The 21,602-nt window shown below is 62.3% G+C and carries 19 protein-coding genes and 1 pseudogene; 6 read left to right on the top strand and 14 right to left on the bottom strand.

Annotated elements, in window-relative coordinates:
• Positions 1 to 15 precede the first annotated feature (15 nt).
• From U367_RS1000000132675 to U367_RS0103730, 4 genes and pseudogenes are all read right to left on the bottom strand, one after another.
• Positions 16 to 858 carry a methyl-accepting chemotaxis protein gene (locus U367_RS1000000132675; protein ID WP_372514802.1) on the bottom strand — a complete coding sequence of 281 codons (843 nt, stop codon included), beginning with the start codon at positions 856 to 858 and terminating at the stop codon, positions 16 to 18.
• A 15-nt stretch (positions 859 to 873) separates the two neighbouring features.
• Positions 874 to 1,074, bottom strand: a pseudogene (locus U367_RS1000000132670) (HAMP domain-containing protein); the annotation flags it as partial.
• 1,023 nt (positions 1,075 to 2,097) lie between these two features.
• The gene (locus U367_RS0103735; RefSeq protein WP_028615740.1) at positions 2,098 to 3,510 is read right to left on the bottom strand and encodes an aminotransferase-like domain-containing protein; all 1,413 of its coding nucleotides are present in this window, start codon (positions 3,508 to 3,510) and stop codon (positions 2,098 to 2,100) included.
• A 203-nt stretch (positions 3,511 to 3,713) separates the two neighbouring features.
• Positions 3,714 to 4,475 (bottom strand): SDR family oxidoreductase, encoded by a 762-nt coding sequence (locus U367_RS0103730; RefSeq protein ID WP_028615739.1) that lies wholly within the window; start codon positions 4,473 to 4,475, stop codon positions 3,714 to 3,716.
• A 229-nt stretch (positions 4,476 to 4,704) separates the two neighbouring features.
• Between U367_RS0103730 and U367_RS0103725 the strand changes: the two genes are divergently transcribed.
• Complete coding sequence (locus U367_RS0103725) at positions 4,705 to 5,712, top strand: NADP-dependent oxidoreductase (RefSeq protein WP_028615738.1); 1,008 nt, start codon at positions 4,705 to 4,707, stop codon at positions 5,710 to 5,712.
• A 101-nt stretch (positions 5,713 to 5,813) separates the two neighbouring features.
• Here the strand turns inward: U367_RS0103725 and pyrF are convergent, their stop codons facing one another.
• Positions 5,814 to 6,512, bottom strand: coding sequence for an orotidine-5'-phosphate decarboxylase (gene pyrF, locus U367_RS0103720; protein WP_010211681.1), 699 nt, complete (start codon positions 6,510 to 6,512; stop codon positions 5,814 to 5,816).
• Positions 6,513 to 6,772: 260 nt separating this feature from the next.
• On the opposite strand from pyrF, the gene U367_RS0103715 reads away from it, so the two are divergent.
• Positions 6,773 to 7,537, top strand: coding sequence for a response regulator (locus U367_RS0103715; protein ID WP_032864128.1), 765 nt, complete (start codon positions 6,773 to 6,775; stop codon positions 7,535 to 7,537).
• On the top strand, positions 7,537 to 8,571 hold the full coding sequence (locus tag U367_RS0103710; RefSeq protein WP_028615736.1) for a sensor histidine kinase: 1,035 nt from the start codon (positions 7,537 to 7,539) through the stop codon (positions 8,569 to 8,571). The genes U367_RS0103715 and U367_RS0103710 overlap by 1 nt, the downstream gene beginning before the upstream one ends.
• On the opposite strand, the gene U367_RS0103705 is transcribed toward U367_RS0103710, so the two are convergent.
• From U367_RS0103705 to U367_RS0103665, 9 genes are all read right to left on the bottom strand, one after another.
• A complete protein-coding gene (locus tag U367_RS0103705) occupies positions 8,568 to 9,629 on the bottom strand; it encodes an AI-2E family transporter (protein WP_016979537.1) in 1,062 nt (353 codons plus the stop codon). The two genes, U367_RS0103710 and U367_RS0103705, sit on opposite strands and share 4 nt — an antisense overlap.
• Positions 9,630 to 9,701: 72 nt before the next feature.
• Positions 9,702 to 10,520 (bottom strand): DUF4892 domain-containing protein, encoded by an 819-nt coding sequence (locus U367_RS0103700; protein ID WP_028615735.1) that lies wholly within the window; start codon positions 10,518 to 10,520, stop codon positions 9,702 to 9,704.
• Between the two features lie 102 nt (positions 10,521 to 10,622).
• A complete protein-coding gene (locus U367_RS0103695) occupies positions 10,623 to 11,477 on the bottom strand; it encodes an alpha/beta hydrolase (RefSeq protein ID WP_028615734.1) in 855 nt (284 codons plus the stop codon).
• The gene (locus tag U367_RS0103690) at positions 11,474 to 12,277 is read right to left on the bottom strand and encodes an alpha/beta fold hydrolase (RefSeq protein WP_028615733.1); all 804 of its coding nucleotides are present in this window, start codon (positions 12,275 to 12,277) and stop codon (positions 11,474 to 11,476) included. Before U367_RS0103690 ends, U367_RS0103695 begins: the two co-directional genes overlap by 4 nt.
• A 97-nt stretch (positions 12,278 to 12,374) precedes the next feature.
• Positions 12,375 to 12,818 (bottom strand): hotdog fold thioesterase, encoded by a 444-nt coding sequence (locus tag U367_RS0103685; protein ID WP_028615732.1) that lies wholly within the window; start codon positions 12,816 to 12,818, stop codon positions 12,375 to 12,377.
• Between the two features lie 31 nt (positions 12,819 to 12,849).
• Complete coding sequence (locus U367_RS0103680; protein ID WP_028615731.1) at positions 12,850 to 14,499, bottom strand: AMP-binding protein; 1,650 nt, start codon at positions 14,497 to 14,499, stop codon at positions 12,850 to 12,852.
• A gap of 85 nt (positions 14,500 to 14,584) precedes the next feature.
• A complete protein-coding gene (gene sixA, locus U367_RS0103675) occupies positions 14,585 to 15,034 on the bottom strand; it encodes a phosphohistidine phosphatase SixA (protein ID WP_028615730.1) in 450 nt (149 codons plus the stop codon).
• Positions 15,031 to 15,378, bottom strand: a complete 348-nt coding sequence (locus U367_RS0103670) for a DUF4389 domain-containing protein (protein WP_028615729.1) — start codon at positions 15,376 to 15,378, stop codon at positions 15,031 to 15,033. The genes sixA and U367_RS0103670 overlap by 4 nt, the downstream gene beginning before the upstream one ends.
• Positions 15,379 to 15,388: 10 nt before the next feature.
• Positions 15,389 to 16,414: an NAD(P)H-dependent glycerol-3-phosphate dehydrogenase gene (locus U367_RS0103665; protein WP_028615728.1), complete on the bottom strand. Its 1,026-nt coding sequence runs from the start codon at positions 16,412 to 16,414 to the stop codon at positions 15,389 to 15,391.
• A gap of 195 nt (positions 16,415 to 16,609) precedes the next feature.
• Here U367_RS0103665 and U367_RS0103660 point away from each other — a divergent pair, with 195 nt between their 5' ends.
• The 3 genes from U367_RS0103660 to U367_RS0103650 are packed head-to-tail and all read left to right on the top strand — an operon-like array spanning position 16,610 to position 21,559.
• On the top strand, positions 16,610 to 18,730 hold the full coding sequence (locus U367_RS0103660; RefSeq protein ID WP_317135396.1) for a TonB-dependent receptor plug domain-containing protein: 2,121 nt from the start codon (positions 16,610 to 16,612) through the stop codon (positions 18,728 to 18,730).
• Between the two features lies 1 nt (position 18,731).
• Positions 18,732 to 19,661, top strand: a complete 930-nt coding sequence (locus U367_RS0103655) for an ABC transporter substrate-binding protein (protein WP_028615726.1) — start codon at positions 18,732 to 18,734, stop codon at positions 19,659 to 19,661.
• Positions 19,658 to 21,559, top strand: a complete 1,902-nt coding sequence (locus U367_RS0103650; protein ID WP_028615725.1) for an ATP-binding protein — start codon at positions 19,658 to 19,660, stop codon at positions 21,557 to 21,559. Before U367_RS0103655 ends, U367_RS0103650 begins: the two co-directional genes overlap by 4 nt.
• The last annotated feature ends 43 nt before the right edge of the window (positions 21,560 to 21,602 follow it).

Genomic DNA, 21,602 nt, shown 5'->3' with positions numbered 1-21,602 from the left:
GCCAACGCGCGGCGATCACAGGCGGAAGTGCCCCACCATGCCCTTGAGTTCCGCGCCTAACTGCGCCAGTTGAATGCTCGACGCGGCGTTGCCTTGCATGCTCAGCGCCGACTGATCGGCACTGGCGCGGATGCTGGTGACGCTGCGATTGATCTCTTCGGCCACCGAACTTTGCTCCTCGGCCGCCGCGGCAATCTGCTGGTTCATCTGCTGGATCAGCGACACTGCCACTGCGATGCTGCCCAAGGCACTTTCGGTTTCCAGGGCATCGCTTACCGCCAGCTTCACCAACTCCCCGCTTTGCTGGATCTGCTGCACAGATGATTGCGCAGCGCTGCGCAAGGTGCTGACCAGTCGTTCGATCTCCTCGGTGGATTGCTGGGTACGCTTGGCCAAGGCCCGTACTTCATCGGCGACCACCGCAAAACCTCGGCCCTGCTCGCCGGCGCGGGCGGCTTCGATGGCGGCGTTAAGGGCCAGCAGGTTGGTCTGTTCGGCCACGCTTTTGATCACACTCAACACGGTGCCGATATTTTGAATTTCAGCGCTCAGGCTCTCGATGCTGGCGCTGGCAGAGGTGCTGGATGTGGCCAGCAATTCAATGCGCTGCAAACTCTGGCGCACCACCTGTTGGCCGCTGTCGACTTTATCATCTGCCGTCTGTGCGGCTTGCGCGGCCTCTTCGGCGTTGCGAGCCACGTCGTGCACGGTGGCAGTCATCTGGTTCATCGCCGTGGCGACCTGTTCGGTTTCTTCTTTCTGGCTGCTGACCTCGACGTTGGTCTGCTCGGTGACACTGGACAATGAATGCGCCGAACTGGCCAGTTGCTCGATACCGGCTTGCAGGCCTCTGACCATTTGGCTCAGGCCATTACCCATCTGTTGCATCGCCTGCATCAACTGGCCGATTTCATCACGACGGCTGACCTCCATGCGCCCGCTCAAATCGCCGGCGGCAATCTGCTGGGCCACGGCAATCACGCTGCGCAGCGGCGCGACGATCAAGCGGGTGATCACCCAGGCCGCAATCAAACCCACCAACAACGCCAAGGCCGAAGAGCCGATGATCAGCATTGCGCTTTTCTTCAACTGCGCCTGCATCGACTGGTCTTCGGCGTCGTAGGCCTGGTTGACCCGGCTGACGACCTGTTCCGCCCTATCATGCAGCTGCTTGTAGACCACCTTTTCCTGGGCCAGCAGCCCGGTGTACTCGCCGAGTTTTTCACTGAACGCGGCGATATGCCCGGAAACTTCATTGAGCACGGTCTGGTAGCCGGAGTCCTTGACTGAGGTCTTCAGTTGCTCGACCTGGGCAAGAGCCTGGTCAGCCTGCTCGATCTTGCCCTGCTCTGCGTCGTCTTGATCGGCCTTGCGGCTCTGGTCGAGCCGCACATGGGCTTCATTCATTGCTTGCAGCATCAGGCGCGACACCTGGCTGACCTGCCCCGCCTGCTCGATAAACTCAGCGCCTTCCTTGCCCTGGCTTTCCTTCAAGCCATAGGCACCGTCGTCCGCCAGCCCGGCCTGCAACACGTCGAGGTTATTGGCCACACTGGACACCGACCAACTGGCCATTTCCAACGCCAGGTCTTTGGTCTGGGTCAATTCGACAAACTCATCGAACGCCTTGCGGTAGGCCTCCAAGGCCTGTTCGACATCGGTCATCACCGGCACGTTGGCCGCCGACTGGGACTTGAGACTGGTCGCGAGAGCCGCCAGGGCATCGACGCTTTCGTGCAGGGCGTCAACGGCCTTGGGGTCGGCATGCAACGCGTAGTCCTGCTCGATCAGGCGCACCTTGAGCAAGCCGCTGTTAAGCGACGACATGGCCTTGAGCCCTTCGAAACGCTGGCCAACGGTTTGCAGGGACCACACACCGATCGCCGCGACCAAGGCCGTCAGCAGCAATACCAGGGTGAAACCCAAGCCCAGTTTTTTCGCCATACCGAGGTTGGCGAATTGTCGTTGCACGGCCGAAATCATTGCACTTGAATCCTCTTGCAATGGCGGTTGCCATCAAGCCCGGTTTACACAGGCGAGATTCGCAACCACAAGGCACTGAACACAAGTCGTTGGCGCCACAATAATGGCAAAAAGCTACACGCCCGTCGTTTTCAGAATGGTCGAGGTCGATCTGGCGGGCCCCATGGCGCGGAACAACGCCAAGGCCCGTTGATCATCGGCATAGGCCACGTTGATGCGCAACCACTCACTGGGCTCGCTGGTTGGACTGAATAGCGCTCCCGACGACAACAAAACCCCGAGCCTGCGGGCACATGCCTGCAACCGCGATGGATCGCCTGCCCTTGGTCGCGCCCACAAAAACATGCCGCCAGCAGGTGCGGCGAACACCTCCCACTCCTCGTCCTCCAGCACCTGCAGCGTAGCCGTCATTTGCGTATTCAGCCGCTTGCGCAAGCGCTGTACCCATTTGCGATAAGTGCCATTAGCCAGCAGCGTGGCCACCACCGATTCGGCGAAGCGTGAGGTGCCAAAACCGGTCAGGGTCTTGAGGCTGGCCAACTGCGCGATGATCGCGGCGCTGGCACTCAGGTAACCCACGCGCAAGGCACTGCTCAAGGTCTTGGAAAAGCTGGCGACGTAGATCACCCGATCATCATGGGGTAACGCCGAAAGGCGCGTACAACTGGGGTGCTGCAGGTCGCCGAGGACATCCTCTTCGATGATCAGGAAGTTGTCGCGCTGCGCCAGCGCCAGCAAACGCTCGCCCACGGTACGACTCAAGCTGGAGCCGGTGGGATTGTGATACAGGCTGTTGACGAATAGGCACTTGGGCCGATGCTGCTGCAGCAGCGCTTCCAGCGCCGGAATGTCAGGGCCACCAGGCGTTCGCGGCACTTGCAGCAATTGCACGCCGTGGAAGCCTAATTGCCAATAGAGGTTGCCGTACCCGGGTGTTTCGACCACCACGCAGTCGCCGGCCTTGAGCAACGTGCGTATCAGCAGGTCCTGGGCATGGCTCGCGCCCGCTGTGATGAGGATACGGTCCTGGTGGGCGGCAATGTGGATTCGACTCAGACGCTTGAACACTTGCTCGCGCAGCGCCGGCAACCCCAATGGCGTGCTGTAATTGAACAGGCCGGCGGTGTCGGTTCGAGTGACTTCACGAATCGCGTAACTGATGTCATCGCTTTCACGCCAGGCATCGGGCAACCAACCGCAGCCCAGCTTCAACTCGCCCAGCGGACTATCGACGAAGGCGCCCCACTCCCGCTCCGCGCCTTCATACCACTGGCCCTCATACAACGTTGACGGCTGGGCCACGCTGAAACCCGAACCGTGCTTGGAAACCAGCAATCCCTGGGCGACCATCCGCTCGAACGCCTCGATCACGCTGGATTGGCTGAGCAGGTTATCGAGGGCCACCTGTCGAACGGACGGTAAGCGTGTGCCGGGGCTCACCCCACTCATGCGAATCCATTGCGCCACAGCGCTGATAATTTGCTGCACCACCGGTACAAGGGCTTGTCGATCGATCCCTAAATCCATGCGCCACTCACTTCAACTGACTGATATTCAACCCAGAACAGTTAAGCACAGAAGCGCATTTCGACCGCGCGCCAAGTCTTATTAAAGTATTGATTTTATTGAATTATTTACCTATTGATACACATTCTGACAGGGCACGGTGCCAGCTATGGAAACGCCCCACACCCCCCCAAACCTTTTCGAATGAAGGGCGGCGTGAGGTCCTAGATAGCGGTCGCACCACCGTCCACCGCCAAAGCTTGGCCTGTGGTAAATGCGGCGCCATCACTGCACAGGTATAGGACCGCGCTGGCGATTTCCTCGACCTTGCCGATGCGCCCGACCGGGTGCATGGCGGCGGCAAATTCAGCCTTGCGTGGGTCGGCCTCATAGGCGCGCCGGAACATATCGGTATCGATCACCGCCGGGCAGACTGCGTTGACGCGGATTTTCTTCTTCGCATACTCGATGGCCGCCGATTTGGTCAGGCCGATCACCGCATGTTTGGAGGCCGCATAAATGCTCATCTTCGGCGCAGCCCCCAGGCCCGCGACCGAGGCGGTGTTGACAATGGCGCCGCCGCCCTGGGCCAACAACAGCGGCAACTGGTGCTTCATGCACAACCACACGCCTTTGACGTTAACGCCCATGATTGCGTCGAACTCATCCAGGCTGCCATCGGCCAGCTTGCCCTTTTCGATCTCGATCCCGGCGTTATTAAATGCATAGTCCAGGCGACCATAGGCGGCGATGGTCTGGGCCATCAATTGCTGCACTTGCGCCTCCAGCGTGACGTTGCAACGCACAAACAGCGCTTCGCCACCCGCCTGGTGGATCAGGGCGACGGTGCCTTCGCCGCCCACCGCGTCCAAGTCGGCAACCACGACCTTCAAGCCTTCGGCGGCGAACGCCAACGCGGTGGCGCGGCCAATACCGGCAGCGGCGCCGGTCACCAGGGCGACCTGGCCGGAAAACGTCATGCTCATAGAAGATGTCCTGTGGGAGAAAATAGCCGTGGGTCGAGTCTAGCCAACGTCGCCTTGGACGCGTCAGCACTATCAAACCGCCGGTTGGCGCTGCATGGATCGCAGTGATAAGAGACATAGGTCAACTATCAACACCACCTATCGACCGGCATTCGCGCTCTCGGTGAACCTTGCTCCCTACCCGTTGAAGGTCTATCACTTCAGGTTCATTTCCAGAAGAGTCGCTGCCATGACCGCCCAGACCAACCGCCAGTTCCTGCTCGCCAAGCGCCCGGTCGGCGCAGCCACCCGGGACACCTTCACTTATCAGGAAGTCCCGGTGGGCACGCCCCAGGAGGGCCAGGTGCTGGTGCGCAACGAATACCTGTCCCTCGACCCAGCCATGCGCGGCTGGATGAATGAAGGCAAGTCCTACATTCCGCCTGTCGGCATCGGTGAGGTAATGCGCGCACTGGGTGTGGGAGAGGTGATTGCGTCAAACAACCCGAAATTCTCTGTCGGCGACTACGTCAACGGCGCCCTTGGCGTGCAGGATTATTTCCTGGGCGAGCCACGTGGCTTCTACAAGGTTGATCCGAAACTGGCGCCTTTGCCGCGCTATCTGTCCGCGCTGGGCATGACCGGCATGACCGCCTACTTTGCGCTGCTGGAAACGGGTGCGCCCAAGGCCGGCGAAACCGTGGTGATCTCCGGCGCGGCGGGCGCCGTGGGCAGCATTGCCGGGCAGATCGCCAAGCTCAAGGGTTGCCGCGTGGTGGGCATTGCCGGCGGCGCCGACAAGTGCAAGTTCCTGATAGATGAATTGGGCTTCGACGCCGCCATCGACTACAAAAGCGAAGACGTGCCCGCTGCCCTCAAGCGCGAGTGCCCCAAGGGCGTGGACGTGTATTTCGATAACGTCGGCGGCGATATTCTCGACGCCGTCCTCAGCCGCCTGGCACTGAAGGCCCGCGTGGTCATCTGTGGCGCCATCAGCCAGTACAACAACAAGGAAGCCGTGAAAGGTCCGGCCAACTACTTGTCACTGCTGGTCAATCGCGCGCGCATGGAAGGGTTCGTAGTGATGGACCACGCCGCAGGCTTCGCCGCTGCCGGGCAGGAAATGGCCGGCTGGATGGCCCAAGGCAAACTCAAGAGCAAAGAAGATATCGTGGAGGGGCTGGAGACGTTCCCAGAGACGTTGATGAAGCTGTTCAACGGCGAGAATTTCGGCAAGTTGGTGCTGAAGGTCAACTGACCCCCAGCTTATGTAGGAGCCGGCTTGCCGGCGATGAGGCCCTTGAGCATTGATCTCAAGGCCGCTATCGCCGGCACGCCGGCTCCTACAGGGGGTGTTGTTCAGGCGATCTCGGCAACGACTGCCGCCAACGCTTTGGCCGGATCGGCCGCCTGGCTGATCGGACGGCCAATCACCAGGTAATCGGAACCCGCGTCCAGCGCCTGTCGCGGCGTCAGGATACGGCGCTGGTCATCCTGGGCACTGCCCGCCGGACGAATCCCCGGGGTCACCAGTTGCAGCGACGGGTGCGCGGTTTTCAAGGCCTGGGCTTCCAGCGCCGAGCACACCAGGCCGTCGAGACCGGCTTTCTGCGCCAGGGCCGCCAGTCGCAGCACCTGCTCCTGAGGCTCGATGTCCAAACCGATGCCGGCCAGGTCTTCACGTTCCATGCTGGTGAGCACAGTCACGCCGATCAACAAAGGCTTGGGACCGCTGCGCTGTTCCAGCACCTCACGGCACGCGCTCATCATGCGCAGGCCACCGGAGCAGTGCACGTTGACCATCCACACGCCCATTTCGGCAGCGGCCTTGACCGCCATGGCGGTGGTGTTCGGGATATCGTGGAATTTCAGGTCGAGGAACACCTCGAAACCTTTATCACGCAGGGTGCCGACGATTTCTGCGGCGCAACTGGTGAACAGTTCCTTGCCGACCTTGACCCGGCAAAGCTTCGGGTCCAACTGGTCAGCCAGCTTCAGTGCGGCGTCACGAGTGGGGTAATCCAGGGCGACGATGATAGGAGTCTGGCAGACGGACATTGGAATGGGCTCTCAGGCAAGTCGAAATCGGCGCGGATTGTAGCGCAAGCGGCGGCGTTGCGGGATCCGATGATCGGTAAATACTGACCAAGCGCTATCGGGCAGGCATTTACGGGCAATTATTTCAAAGCTGATACATTCACGACATGCCCCCAACACGCCCCACCGCTAGCCTCGCTCGCACGACCCACCGACCAGCACTTCCAGCCATGGGGCTGGACGCCTATGCTGACCGCAACGACCAGGCAGATGATCGCATTATGCAGACCCCTTCCGTCTCTGTGAACGACGAGCAAAAAGGCACAGTGATCGCCGATGACAAGCGCTGGAACACCCGCGCGCTGATCGTTGACGACGATGTACCGATCCGCGAACTGCTGATCGACTACCTCGCCCGTTTTGGCATCCTGGCGCATGGCGTCACCGACGGCACCGCCATGCGCCAGGCCATGCAGGCTGAAACCTTCGATGTGGTGGTGCTCGACCTGATGCTGCCCGGTGAAGACGGCCTTTCGCTGTGCCGCTGGCTGCGCGCGGAGTCGGACATTCCGATCCTGATGCTCACCGCCCGCTGCGAGCCGACGGACCGCATCATCGGCCTGGAACTGGGCGCCGACGACTATATGTCCAAGCCGTTCGAGCCGCGTGAGCTGGTAGCGCGGATCCAGACCATCCTGCGCCGTGTGCGCGATGACCGCACCGAACAGCGCGCCAACATCCGCTTCGACAATTGGCGTCTCAACAGCGTATTGCGCCAACTGGTGGCCGACGATGGCCTGGTGGTGCCGCTGTCCAACGCGGAATTCCGCCTACTGTGGGTCTTCATCGAGCGCCCGCGCCGGGTGTTGAGCCGCGAACAATTGTTGGATGCCGCCCGTGGCCGCTCCATTGAAGCCTTTGATCGCAGCATCGACTTGCTGGTGTCGCGCCTGCGGCAAAAACTCGGGGACGACCCCAAGGCCCCGCAACTGATCAAGACCGTGCGCGGCGAAGGCTACCTGTTCGATGCGCGGGATATCGGTTGATGCGCAACGCCTTCAACACGCTGTTCGGTCGACTGTTTGGCGTGTTGCTGGTGGCGATTGTGCTGGCCCACGTGCTGGCGATCTCCTGGTTTCGCTATTACGGCCCGCCCCCGCCGCCGCCACAGGAAACCTTTGTCGAACAGCCTGACGGCACGATGAAGCCCCTGCCCAAGCACAAGCGACCGTGGTTTGGCGGCCCGGTGGTGCCGCTGACGTTCCAGTTCATCTCGTTGATCATCGCCGCCTGGTACGGCGCCAAGCTGCTGAGCCGGCCGATTCAGCGCCTGAGCGAAGCCGCCGAGCGCTTGAGCCTGGACCTCGACAGCCCGCCCCTCGACGAGTCGGGACCGCGTGAAGCACAGCAAGCCGCGTCGACCTTCAACCTGATGCAACGGCGCATCCGCGAACAGGTCAGCCAACGCGCGCGCATGCTCGGCGCGGTCTCCCATGACCTGCGCACGCCGCTGTCACGCTTGAAACTGCGCCTGGAACAGATCGAAGACACCCGGTTGCAAAGCCAGATGCGCCAGGACCTGGACGACATGATCGGCATGCTCGACGCCACCCTGAGCTACCTGCACGAACAACGCACCAGCGAAACCCGACACTGGCTGGACGTGCAAGCGTTGGTCGAGTCCATGAGCGAAAACGCCCAGGACCAAGGCTCCGACGTACAATTCGCCGGCACCTGCGCGCCGCTGCAGGTGCAGCCGATGGCCTTACGTTCGTGCCTCAACAACCTGATCGACAATGCCCTGCGCTATGCCGGTACGGCGCGCATCGAGCTGACGGACAGCCGCGAGGCCTTGGTGATCCGCGTGATCGACCACGGCCCCGGCATCGCCGCCGACAAGCGTGAGGCGGTGTTCGAGCCGTTCTATCGGCTGGAAGGCTCACGCAATCGCAACTCTGGCGGGGTCGGCCTGGGCATGACGATTTCCAAGGAAGCGGCCGAACGCCTCGGGGGTCGGCTGCACCTGGAAGAAACCCCCGGCGGTGGCTTGACCGCCGTGATGTGGTTGCCCAGGGCTTAAAGCGGTTTGTCTTCCCGTCGCCCCTGGGCCTGGGTCGCGCTCCAATCCATCAACAGGCTGTAGGCCACCGCCAGCAGGGTCGGGCCGATAAACAGGCCGATGAACCCAAAGGCGATCAAGCCGCCAAACACCCCAAGCAGCACGATCACCAGCGGCAGGTTGCCGCCACGGCTGATCAGGTAGGGCTTGAGCACGTTGTCCACGCCGCTGATGATGAACGTGCCCCATACGCCGAGGAACACCGCGTAGGTGTAGTCGCCCTTCCAGGCCAGCCAGGCCGTGGCCGGGATCCACACCAGCGGCGGGCCCATAGGGATCAGGCTGAGCAGGAAGGTGACGATGCCCAGCACCAACGCACCCGGCACGCCGGCGATCCAGAAGCCGATCAACGCCAGCAGGGCTTGCGCGGCGGCGGTGCCGATCACGCCATTGACCACCCGTTGCACCGTGCCGGCCACCAGTTCGATGTAGTAGCCGGCGCGATCGCCGATCAAGCGTTCCAGCAGACGGTGCACGAACATCGCCAGGCGCGGCCCGTCCCGATAGAAAAAGAACACGAATACCAGGCTCAGGGTCAGTTCCAGAATCCCCCCACCGATTTGCGCACTGCGCGCCAGCAACCAATTGCCGACCTGCCCCAGGTACGGCTTGATGCTGACCATCAACGCTGCCCCCTGCTGATCAATGCTGTCCCACATGCCCACCAGCCGCTCGCCGACAAAGGGGATCGAGCCGAGCCAGGTAGGCGCTTCCGGCAAGCCGTCGACCTGGATATCCTTGATCAATGCGGTTGCATCGCGCACATGGTCCGCAAGGTTGAAGCCCAGCCACACCAGCGGCAGCGCCACCAGCAGCATCCAACCCAACGTCAGGATGCCGGCAGCCAAGGATTCCCGGCCACCCAGCCAGCGGGTCAGCAGGACCATCAGCGGCCAACTGGCAAACGCCAGCACCGCACCCCAGAACAGCGCCGACCAGAACGGCGCCATCACCCAGAAGCTGGCACCGAACAGCACCAGCAGCAGGATTTGCACCAGTAGGCGATCGTTATTGAGCATGTAGGATCTCGAAAGGAAGACTGTAGGAAGACAGCTTAGGCGAACGGCGCGGGTCCGTTCGCCCTGTTACGCCTAGCGTATCAGATGCAGGTGCAGGCCCTTGGCGTCACCCGTGCCGGTTTCCATGCGTGCGGCGCGCACGCCTTTGTCGACCAGCGCCTGGCGCCAGGCTTCGGCGGTCGGGCCGGTCAGGCTGACGCGCAACGTGGCATCCAGGTTCAGGCCACGAGAAATCAGGGTCAGCCAGGTGTCGTCAGGCTCGCCACCCAGGGCGGGAAAATCCAGTTCGCCGGTGCTTTTCAATTCACGCAGCAGGGTTGCCGAGGTGGGTAGCAGGTCGGCCAGCGGCGCGTTGGCATCCAATTGCTCCACATGCAAATAGGCGCGGCGGTTGCCACGGGTGATGCCGTACAGCGCCACCAGGGAGTTTTCCTGCGGCGCCGCGAGGCGCAGCAGCAGGTATTCCTGCTGGCCGTCGGCGCCGACCAGCTTGGCGTTGCCGAACACTTCATTGGCCCACAGGCTGCTTTCACCGCAATCCCGTGCCTGGCACCAGAACAACAACTGCGCGCCCTTCTCCTGCAAGGCTTCACGCGTGGCCTTGAACGCGGCGTTGGAGCTGTGTTCGGCGGGCAGTTCATAGGTGACGGCGGTGGTCTGGCCGCGGGCGATGGCCTGGCCTTCATAACGCAGTTGGCCGCTGATCTTGCGGATCGCACCCATGGGGTAGATACGTTCTTTTTCTTCGGCGGGACGGTAGTCGACGATTTGCGAGTCGACCTGACGGGCCACGGTGGGCAAGTCCTGGCTGCCCGGTACGTCGGCGGCGAATACCAGTGGGCTCAAAAGGCTCAAGCCCAGGATACGGATACATCCTTTACGCACGCTCATAAGATCAACGAGCCCTGGCCATCGGAGGTCGCAGCGGTGTTGAGTTTGTTCATGGTTGACTCCCTTTCAATCCGCCCAGCCTCGGCAGTTGACCGCCCCAAGTCAAGGCGCGGAGAAGAACCGATTGAAACAGTCTGCAACAAGGACCGCGCCGGACTCATCATTCAGGTGTAAATGGTGGCCGCCTGGCAGCGTGGTTACGGTAAAGGGTAACAGGGAAAGCAATTCGGAATGTTTCGCCAGCATGCCGTCGGCAGCGACCACCAACTGGGTAGGGCAACTCACGCGTCGCACGAAAGCCATCGCCTGTTCCTCAGTCAGGCGAACCGGTGAGGCCAGGGTCAAACGGCTGTCGCTACGCCAAGTGTAACCACCCGGCACCGGCATCAAACCGCGCTGCGCCAGCAGTTCGGCGGCTTCGCGACTGACAGCCACCACGCCTTTCATGCGTGCCTCGACCGCGCGATCCAGGGTGCTGTAGACCGGCTTGCGCTTGTCCTGCAGGTTCAATTGCGCCTGCAAGGCCATGCCCAGCCGCTCGGCGGCATTCTCACCGCTGGCGGTCGGCGGGATCACACCGTCGATCAATCCCAGGTGCGTCACACGCTCCGGCAACGCGCCGGCCAACACCAAGGACACGATGGCACCGAGGGAATGGCCAAGTAATGCAAAACGTTTCCAACCCAGTTGTTCAGCGACTTGCAGCACGTCAAAGACGTAATCCCACAAGGCATAACCGGCACCGGTAGGACGATGCGCCGAATGCCCGTGCCCAGCCATATCCAGCGCAACGATGCGCAACCCCTGAAGTTTTGGCGCCAGCCGCGCAAAGCTGTTGGCGTTGTCCAGCCAGCCATGAAGGGCGATCACCGGCAAACCGTCCTCGGGCCCGAATAAATGGGCCGCCAGTTCGATATGGGGCAGGCTCAGGCGCACCTCTTCAACCGGGGTGCTCATGCGCAGTTGCGCTCGCGGGCTTCCCAGCGGGAGAACAGGTTCTTGATCAGCGTCGCGGTGTCTTGGGGCCGTTCAAGAGGAAACATGTGGCCGCCGGGCATGGTGAGCATTTCGCCCATGGGCAGGCGCCCGACGCCGCTGGCGTGGTGACGCATCACCACCCTGCTCTGCCGGCCGCGCACCACCGCCAGTGGCACCTTCAACTGGCGCACTTGGCCGGGGCTGGTGTGGGGCACGCCACGGTAGATGCTGATTTCGGTGGCCGGATCGAAACGCAGCCGCAGGCGATCACCCACTTGCAGCAGGCCGTGTTGCAGGTAGGCGTCAAAGCATTCGGGGTCAAAGCCACGGAACAGGGTTTTGCCGGAGAAATAGCTGCGCGCGGCGTCCAGGTCGCTGAATTCTTCCCGACGGCCCAAGGTGCGCCCGGCCGGGGTCAGCCGGTCGATAAACCCGAAGCGTTTGGCCGCGCGAATCACCCAACGGTCGGCGCGGGTCAGCACTGGCGAGTCCAGCATGACCACGCCACGGTACAACTGCGGGCAGCGCATGGCCGCGTGCAGGTGCAACACGCCGCCGAGAGAATGGCCCACGCCCCACACCGGTTCCGGTTGCTGCTCCAGGTGGTGGATCAGCTCGTCCACCAGGTTCTGCCAGTTATCGTCCACCGGAAACCGGGGGTCGTGACCGTGCTGTGGCAGATGAGCCACCGCGTACTCCGGAGCCAGGGCGGCGAACAACTTGCCGTAGGTGGCCGAGGGGAAACCATTGGCGTGGGCAAAAAACACGTGCTGCGACATACCGGATCCATCTACAAAAACAGAGATTGATTGTCACCATGCCCGGCCGGCACAGCAATGACTGTAACTGCCAGGAATGATGACACTCACGCCACACCTATCGTGCCGGCGGGTTCTCGCCCAGCGGCACCACAGCCATGGTCAGGCGCGACACGCAACTGGCCTTGCCCTCATCGTTGGTCAGGCGGATGTCCCAGACCTGGGTAGTGCGGCCAATATGGACGGCCTTGGCCACCGCTGTCACCCGCCCGCTGCGCACACCGCGCAGGTGGTTGGCGTTGACCTCCAGGCCCACGCAATAAAACTTGCTCGGGTCGATACACAGATAGGCCGCCATGGAGCCGACGCTCTCGGCCAACACCACCGAAGCGCCGCCATGCAGCAAGCCGTAGGGCTGATGGGTGCGATGGTCGACCACCATGCTCGCGGTCAGGGATTCGTCGTCGAAGCTTTCAAAACGGATGTCCAGCAGTTCACCGATGGTGTTTTTCTGGATTGCGTTGAGTTGCTCGATATTCGGTTGGGTGCGCCACAGGCTCATGGAGAGTGTCCTTATTGGTTTTATTACGGCCCTAATCCTGCCACAGAACGGTTTCGGAACGCTCGCTCCATGTCTGGAAATATTCGCCGTAACTCGATTCGATCACGTTGCGCTTGATCTTCAAGGTCGGCGTCAGGAAGCCGTTCTCTACCGCCCAACTGTCTTTGACCACCACCAATTGGCGTAGGCGCTCATGCTTATCCAGCGCCCGGTTGACCTGTTCCAGCCAGCGCTCCAGGCTGGCACGCAGGGTTGGCAAGTCCTCACTCACTGCCGATAACACGCACAAGCCTATCGGCGCGATCAATCCATCACCCACCACGCACACCTGCTCGATACGCGGATGCTCGGCCAAGCGGTTTTCAATCGGCGCCGGCGCCACGTATTTGCCTTTGCTGGTCTTGAAGATTTCCTTGAGCCGTCCGGTCAGGCGCAAACGCCCCTCGGCGTCCTGCTCGCCTTTGTCGCCCGTGCGCAGGAAACCCTCGGCGGTGATGGTTTCGGCGGTTTTCTGCGGGTCCTTGTAGTAGCCGAGCATGGTCGCGCCGCTGCGGACCTGGACTTCGCCTGTCGGGTCGATACGCACTTCCACCCCGGGGCACGGCAAGCCGATCCAACCGAGGGTCTGCTGGCCGGGGCGGCAGACATGGGAGTAGCCGCAACTCTCGGTCATGCCATACACCTCAAGCACATCCAGGCCCAGGCGTTGATACCAGCGCAGCAACGCCTCAGGCACAGGCGCCGCTCCCGAAAGCGCGATACGCAACGCGTCCAGGCCCAAGCCGGCGAGTACCTTGTGGCCCACACGCTTACCGATGAAGGGCAGGCGCAACAAGGTGTCCAGGCGCTTTGCGGGAATCTTGGCGTAGACGCCCATCTGGAATTTGGTCCAGATACGCGGCACGCCAAACAGTGCGGTCGGACGTGCCCTACGCAGGTCCGTCAGAAACGTCTCCAGGCTTTCGGCGAAAAACACGGTTTGCCCGGTATAGATCGAGGCCATCTCGACAAACATCCGCTCCGCCACATGGCACAGCGGCAGGTAGGACAACAACCGGTCGCCCTCACCCAAGCCAAACAACTCCGTACCACGGGTGGCGGCAAACCCCAACGCGCCGAAGGTGTGCATCACGCCCTTCGGCAGGCCAGTAGTGCCGGAGGTATAAATGATGGTGGCCAGGTCCGAGGCCGCAGGTGCCGGCTCATCCTGGATCGGCGAGCAGGCTTGCAGATCGGCCCAACTGAAATCGAATTCGCCCGCTGGGCACAACGGCAGGCTGATGGTCGGCACATCCGCAGGCACGCCGGGCGCCATGGCTGGCCAATCATCAAGCTTGCCGATAATCACCAGCGCCGCCTCGGAATGGGTCAGCACATGGGCGACAGAATCAGCGGTGAGATTGGGATACAGCGGCACCGAGACATGCCCGGCCATCCAGATCGCCAGGTCGGCAATGATCCAGTGGGCGCAGTTTTTCGAAATCAGCGCAATGTGCGAGCGGGGAGGCAACTCCCGGGCGCGCAGCCAGTGCGCGGCGCAGCGGGCCTGGTGGCCGACGTCGTCCCAGGTGAGGCTTTGCACGTCGCCACCACCGACCGGCTGCACCAGAAAGGTTTGGCGCGGATGTCGCGCTTCACGTTCGAAGAAGACCTGCAACGGCAAACGAAAAGCGACGGGCATGGGACGCGCTCCTTTGTGGTCCGACGATAGCCAACCAAGCACTTGCTTGGTTGACTATATAGCACACACAAAGCCGCGATAAAGCCTACGGGTTCTTCACACTGACCAGGCTCATCAGCCCCGCCAGCGGGAAATCCCCTTCCAGTTCCGCCAGGCTGGCGGTGTGCATCGGCTGCGGCTGGCGCTGGTGGCCGTGCTGCAGAAAGCTGATCAGGCTGCCCACCAACGGTTGATGGCTGACCAGCAGCACATTGTCATCAGTGTCGAGCTTTTCCAGCACCTGCGACGGATTACCCTCGGGCGTCAGCCACGGCACTGTGCGAATCTCAGGCTCAAAGCCCAAGGCCTCACGCACCAGCTGCGCGGTCTGCTGCGCCCGCACATAGGGGCTGGCAATGATCGCGCTGAGGGGCTGGCCGATCAGTTGCGCAGCACTGCGCAACACTTCGGCGCGGCCATGCTCGGTGAGGTTGCGCTCGGCATCGGTGCGCGCATGCCCTTCGGCCTCACCGTGGCGCAGGATCCACAGCTTCACAGTTTCGGCTCTTCATCGCGCACCGGGTGTGGCGCCGGCGGCACGCTGTGGGCGGCTTCGCCCTCGGGTGCGCGCGGGGTCGGCCAGTCGGCGAACGGCCACGGCTTCTGGTCGGTGTGGAAGCTGCCGAAGCGGCCGATCTGCGCCAGGAACTGGCTGAGGCTGTCGCCAAAGTTCATCAGGCCCAGGTTCGGGGCGCCGTAGACCAGGCGGTAGATCAACTGCACCACCACCAGCGCGCCGAGCAGGAACTGCGCCACTTGCCACACCAGGGCAAACACCAGCATCCACAGAATGCGCAGGCCAATGGATTCGTACTTGGGAGCTGCTTTCGGATCGTTCATGACGCGTTCCTCAGTTGAAACCACTGGTGGAAATAAAGTCGACATCGGTTTTCGGCTCGGCACGCATCAGCAACTCGATGACCTGGTCCAAGGTGCGCCCTTCAAACAGGATCGCGTGCAACCCGGCGACCAGCGGCATATACACACCGACTTCCTGGGCCTTGGCCTTGAGCACCTTGAGCGTGTTGACCCCTTCGGCGACTTCGCCCAGGCGCGTGACCGCGTCTTCCAGGCTCAGGCCCTGGCCAAGGGCGAAACCCACCTGGTAGTTGCGGCTTTTCGGTGAGGAGCAGGTGACGATCAAGTCGCCCACGCCTGCCAGACCCAGGAAGGTCATTGGGTTGGCGCCCTGGTTCACCGCAAAGCGGGTCATCTCGGCCAGGGCGCGGGTGATCAACATGCTCTTGGTGTTTTCGCCCATGCCCAGCGCGACGGCCATGCCGGCGATGATCGCGTAGACGTTTTTCAGTGCACCGCCGAGCTCGACGCCAAAACGGTCGCTGCTGGCATAGACGCGGAAAGTGCGCCCATGCAACACGGCCTGGACACGTTCGCAGAGTTCTTCGTCTTCACTGGCGACTACGGTGGCGGTCAACGCGTGTTCGGCCACTTCCCGTGCCAGGTTCGGCCCGGACAGCACGCCAATGCGCGCTTGGGGAGCGATTTCCTCGAGGATTTCGCTCATCAACTTGAAGGTCTGTGCCTCGATGCCCTTGGTCAGGCTGACCAGCAACTTGCCGGCCAGACGCTCGGCGTGGGGCGCCAGCACCGAGCGCAAGGCGCTGGAGGGCAGCGCGACGAAGCACAGGTCGCACGCCGTGAGGGTTTCGAGCAGGTCGGTGACCGGCTCGACCGCCGGATGAATCTTGATGCCTTTGAGGTAACGCGGATTTTCCCGGTGCACCCGAATGGCCTCGGCCTGTTCGGGGTCGCGCATCCACTGGCGCACAGCGTGGCCGTTCTCGGCCAGCAGGTTTGCCACGGCGGTACCAAAACTTCCGCCTCCCAGGACCGCAATAGGGCGCTGTTCAGTCATATGCAATCCGTTAATCCATACCAGTGGCGATGGCGGCATTATACGGGCCGACCCGCTGGCGGCCAGCCCCCGTATCAATTCGCGCGTTTGTCGGAAAATGCCACATTTACATGGAGTAATTGCAAGTCCGGCGACTGGCAAAAGGCCCCACCTCAGTTAACATGGGCGGCTATCCGCAATTATCAAGGCCGTGCCGTGTATTTGGGCCCTCCTCCCCGTTCATCTCTGTGGCTGATGCTGTTGTGCTGCACGCCTGCCATGGCCGACGACCTGTTCCTCGACAGCCAGCCGCTGCCCCAGGTATTGACGGCCACGCGCCTCAAGCAATCGGCCGCCGCCGTGCCCGGCAGCATGACCGTGATCGACAGCGAGCTGATCAAAGCCAGTGGCGCGCGGGATATCAGTGAGTTGCTGCGCCTTGTGCCGGGGATGATGGTCGGCTACACCAGCGGCAATCAGGCGGCGGTGAACTACCACGGCACCAGTGCCAGCGATGCGCGGCGCATGCAGGTGTTGATCGACGGCCGCTCGGTGTACCGCGCGGGCCTGGCCACCGTGGACTGGAGCGACATTCCGGTGGCCATGGAGGATATCGAGCGCATCGAAGTATTCCGTGGCCCCAATACCGTCAGCTACGGCGCCAATGCCTTGATGGCGGTGGTGAACATTCTTACGCGCTCGCCGGCCAACAGCCACGGCACGCGGGTAAAAGTGGTGCGTGGCGAACGCGGCATCAATGATTTCTATGCCAGCCAGGGCGCAGGCTGGGAAACCGGTGACTTGCGCCTGTCCCTGTCCGGGCAGCAAGACGACGGTTTCGACAGCGATGCATCCGGGGCCGACCGTCGTGACAGCCGCCGCCTCAGCCGCTTCAGCCTGGCGATCAGCCAGACGCTGAACACGCAGCAAAGCATCGACTTGCAACTGGATGCGAAAGAAGGCACAAACCAGCGACCGTATACCTACAGCCCGGTCTTCGCCGGGATTACCGAGGGCGGTAACAATTCCGACGTCACCGCCAAGGATTATGCCGGCTCCCTGCGCTGGAACTTCGACTTCAACCCGGATCACAGTCTGTATATCCAGGGCTCCGCCCAGCAGTGGGACCGCCAGCAAATCTGGAAGGCGTGTGACGCCAAGGTCTCGTTCAGCCCCGAGCTGACCCAGTTGTGGCAGATGAATCCCAACTACGCCGAACTGCTGGCCCGGCACATGGACACCTACAGCCAGGGCAGCGCACCACCGGGCAGCGCAGCCGAGCAGGCGTTGGCCAACCAAGTGCTGCAACAGTGGCGCGACGGTGCCAGTCAAAGCGTGTGCGGCGACATCGACCAGAGCACCCGCGAAAGCCGCTACGACCTGGAGATTCAAGACACCCTCAGCCTGTCCGACAGCCTGCGCCTGGTCAGCGGCATGAACTACCGCTATGACCGCGCCGACTCCGACACTTACTTCAACGGCACGTTGGACGACACCACCTGGCGCCTGTTCGGCCAGTTGGAATGGCGCGCCAGCGAGCATTGGCTGCTGCAAGGCGGCGCCATGTATGAAGACACTCACCTGAGCGGCAACTCGCTGACGCCACGGGTGGCGGTCAACTACCTGATCAACCCGCGCCACGGCCTGCGTGCGGTGTACTCCGAGGCGATCCGCTCGCCGGACATGTTCGAGAACAACGTCAACTGGAGCTACCGCGTCACCAACCTCAGCTCCCCGGCCTACGGGCAGACCACCGGGCAATACTTCGTAAAGACCCGGGGCCCAGGTAACCTCGATAAAGAGATGATGAAGTCACGGGAACTGGGGTACAACGGCTTCTTTGCCGACATCGGGCTGAACATGGACGTGAAACTGTTCTACGACGAGATCACCGACATGATCAGCTCGCCGCTGCGCAATAACCAGTACATTGCCAGCAACGCCAACAGCGCCCGGTTTACCGGCGCAGAGTCCCAATTCGACTGGCGTGTGAGCAACGCCGACCGCCTGCGGCTCACCTATGCTTACGTCGACGCCAGCACCAGCAACCCGCTGGACAAAGCCCAGACCGCGCGCAACAGTGGCTCCGCCGGCTGGTTGCGTGAGTGGGGCCAGGGTTGGTCCAGCGCGCTGTTCTACTATGGCGATGACGCACTCAACCAATATCGCTTCGAACGGGTCGACCTGCGGGTCGCCAAGCGCATTGCCCTGGGCAAAGCCAACGTGGAGCTGGCCGGCATGTTGCAAGAACGCCTCGACAACCAGCCCACCACCTGGGCCGACAACAATTATGACCATCGCCACGTGCTCTACTTCAGTGCCGAGCTAGAGTTCTGACATGGGCGACTCGTCACGGATGACTGGCGTGTTGATCACTCGGCTTTGGCGGCGTGCCGTGCTGCTCGCCTGCCTGCTGCTGGCCGCGCCGGCGTGGAGTGCCGATATCCTGCTGACCGCCGCTGAAGACGGCGCCGGTGTGCAAGCCTTTGCCCAGGCCCTGGCACAGCAACGCCCCGAAGACCGTGTCACCTTTACAGCCCTCAAAGACTTGCCGGCACCCGGCCGCCTGCCGGCAACCACGCGCTTGATCCTGCTGGACCTGCCCGGCCTCGACTGGCGCCTGCAAGAGCCTCAGGGCCCACCGACCCTGGTGCTGCGCATCAGCCGCCTGCAAGCCCATCAGCGCCTGGGCAGCATGCCGCACCCACGCATTAGCCTGCTGTGGAGCGACCCGCCGCTGGATCGCCAATTGCGCCTGATCGCGGGCATCCTGCCGCAGGCGCGGCGTATCGGCGTGCTTTATGGCGCCGACAGCGAATTCCTGCTGCCCGAGCTGAAACAGCACTCCACCTCGCTAGGCCTGGAGATCGTGCCCCAGCTCTGGGACAACATTAATGACAGTCGACCGCTCCAAATCCTGTTCCGCAACAGTGATGTGCTGCTCGGCCTCGACGACCCGCAGTTGTACAACCCGAAAACCGCGAAGAACCTGTTGCTGAGCAGTTACGCCCAGCAATTGCCGCTGATAGGCCCGAACGCGGGCTTCGTACGAGCCGGCAGCCTGGCCAGCACCTACAGCGACCAGGCTGACTGGCTGGCCGTGCTTGACCGTCTACTCGACCATTCGCCGGCCAACTGGCCGCGCTCGCTGTACCCGGATCGCTTCAAAGTCGTGGGCAACCCGCAAGTCGCGCGCTCACTGGGGATCGAACAGGTGGACGAAGCCAGCGTCGCCACCCGATTGGCCGAAGGAGAAAAACGCCCATGACCTTGCGTCGTCGTTGGGACATCAACACCCGTACCCAGCTCATTACCCTGGGCCCGGCGCTGTTGCTGACGTTGCTGTTGATCAGCTTCTTCACCTTTGTGCGTATCCAGGATTTGCGCCAAGAACTGGACCACACCGGCCAACTGATCGCCAACCAACTGGCGCCGGCCACCGAATACGGGGTGATTTCCGGCAACAATGACGTGCTCGACAGCCTGTTGCGCGCGACGCTGGCCACGCCGCACGTGCGCTTCCTGGAGATCCAGGACAGCAGCGAGAATATCCTGGTGTATGTCGAGCAACCGTCGGAGAAGCACGACCGCTCACTGTCGGTGAAAGTGTTCCAGGCACCGATTCGTCTGCAACACATTCAACTGGGTAACGATTTCTTCCAGGACAACCTCAACGAATCCAAGGCACCGCGCGCCGATTACCTGGGCCGGGTGATCGTCGGCATGTCCAACGACGCGTTCAGCCAGCGCCAGCAGGAGATCCTGTTCAAGGCCGGCATCCTCGCGCTGTTTGCCCTGCTGTTTACCTTCCTGCTCGCGCGGCGCCTGGCCGCCAGCCTGTCCCAGCCGATCAGCGCCATGGGCCATGCGGTGAAGGCGATCCAGCAAGGCGACTACCAGACGCCGCTGCCGATTGTGGATGACTCGGAGCTGGGCGACCTGTCGCGGCATATCAACAACCTTGCCGAAGGCCTCAACCAGGCCAGTCGCGAACAACAGCAGGCCATGGCCCAGTTGATCCAGACCCGCGAAGAAGCTGAGCGCGCTAACAACGCCAAGTCGGAGTTCCTGGCGATGATGAGCCATGAACTGCGCACGCCCATGAATGGCGTGCTGGGCATGTTGCAGTTGCTGGAAACCACGGAGATGACCGAGGAGCAGACCGAGTACGCGGCACTGGCTTCGGAGTCCACCGAGCATTTGCTCAAGGTGATCAACGATATCCTCGACTTCTCGCGTATCGAACGCGCCGCCCTGGAACTGGAGCATATTCCGTTCAACCTGGCGGACCTGATCAACAGTTGCGCGCAGGCCTTCCAGCACAGCGCCCAGCAACGTGGGCTGGCGCTGAAACTGGCGATCCCGCTGGGGATGGACGCCTTGCAGGTGCAGGGAGACCCGACGCGGATCCGCCAGATCCTGGTGAACCTGATCGGCAACGCCTTGAAGTTCACCGAGCACGGCAGCGTCAGTGTCGAGCCCCACTGGCAGACCCTCGACCATGAACTGGTGTGGTTCACGTGCACCGTGCGTGACAGCGGCATAGGCATTTCCGCCGAACGCCTGGAGGCGATGTTCGACGCGTTCCAGCAGGCTGACAGTTCCATTTCAAGACGTTACGGCGGCACCGGCCTGGGCCTGCCCATCGCACGCACCCTGGCCGAACGCATGGGCGGCACCCTGCGTGCCCAAAGCGAAGAAGGCCGCGGCTCGGTGTTTACCCTGGAAATTCCCCTGGCCATCGACCAGCACAGCGTGCCGCCGATTGCCAGCGACGCCGACGGCAAAGCCGGCGCGGGTGATGGTCGTCACGTGCTGCTGGTGGAAGACAACCCGGTCAACCGCACGGTGGTTGAGGCCATGCTGCGCAGCCTGGGCTTCGAAGTGAGCCTGGCCACCGACGGCGCCGAAGCGATCCGCAGCGCCGAGAGCCTGATTTTCACCGCAATCCTGATGGATTGTCGGCTGCCGGTCATCGACGGCTATGAAGCCACCCGGCAAATCCGTCAGTTACCGGGCTGTGCCGATCTGCCGATCATCGCCCTGACCGCCAACGCTTTACAGGGCGACCGTGAAGCCTGCCTGGCAGCGGGAATGAACGATTACCTGGCCAAGCCGTTCAAACGCACGGATTTGCAGCAAATCCTGCAGCGTTGGGTGCAATAGCGCCGCGCCATCAGCCAACTCCGACTGGCGTGAAAGGCGAAAG

It is taken from the genome of Pseudomonas canadensis (assembly GCF_000503215.1).
Lineage (GTDB): Bacteria > Pseudomonadota > Gammaproteobacteria > Pseudomonadales > Pseudomonadaceae > Aquipseudomonas > Aquipseudomonas canadensis.
This window is presented reverse-complemented; position numbering and strand designations above follow the sequence as displayed.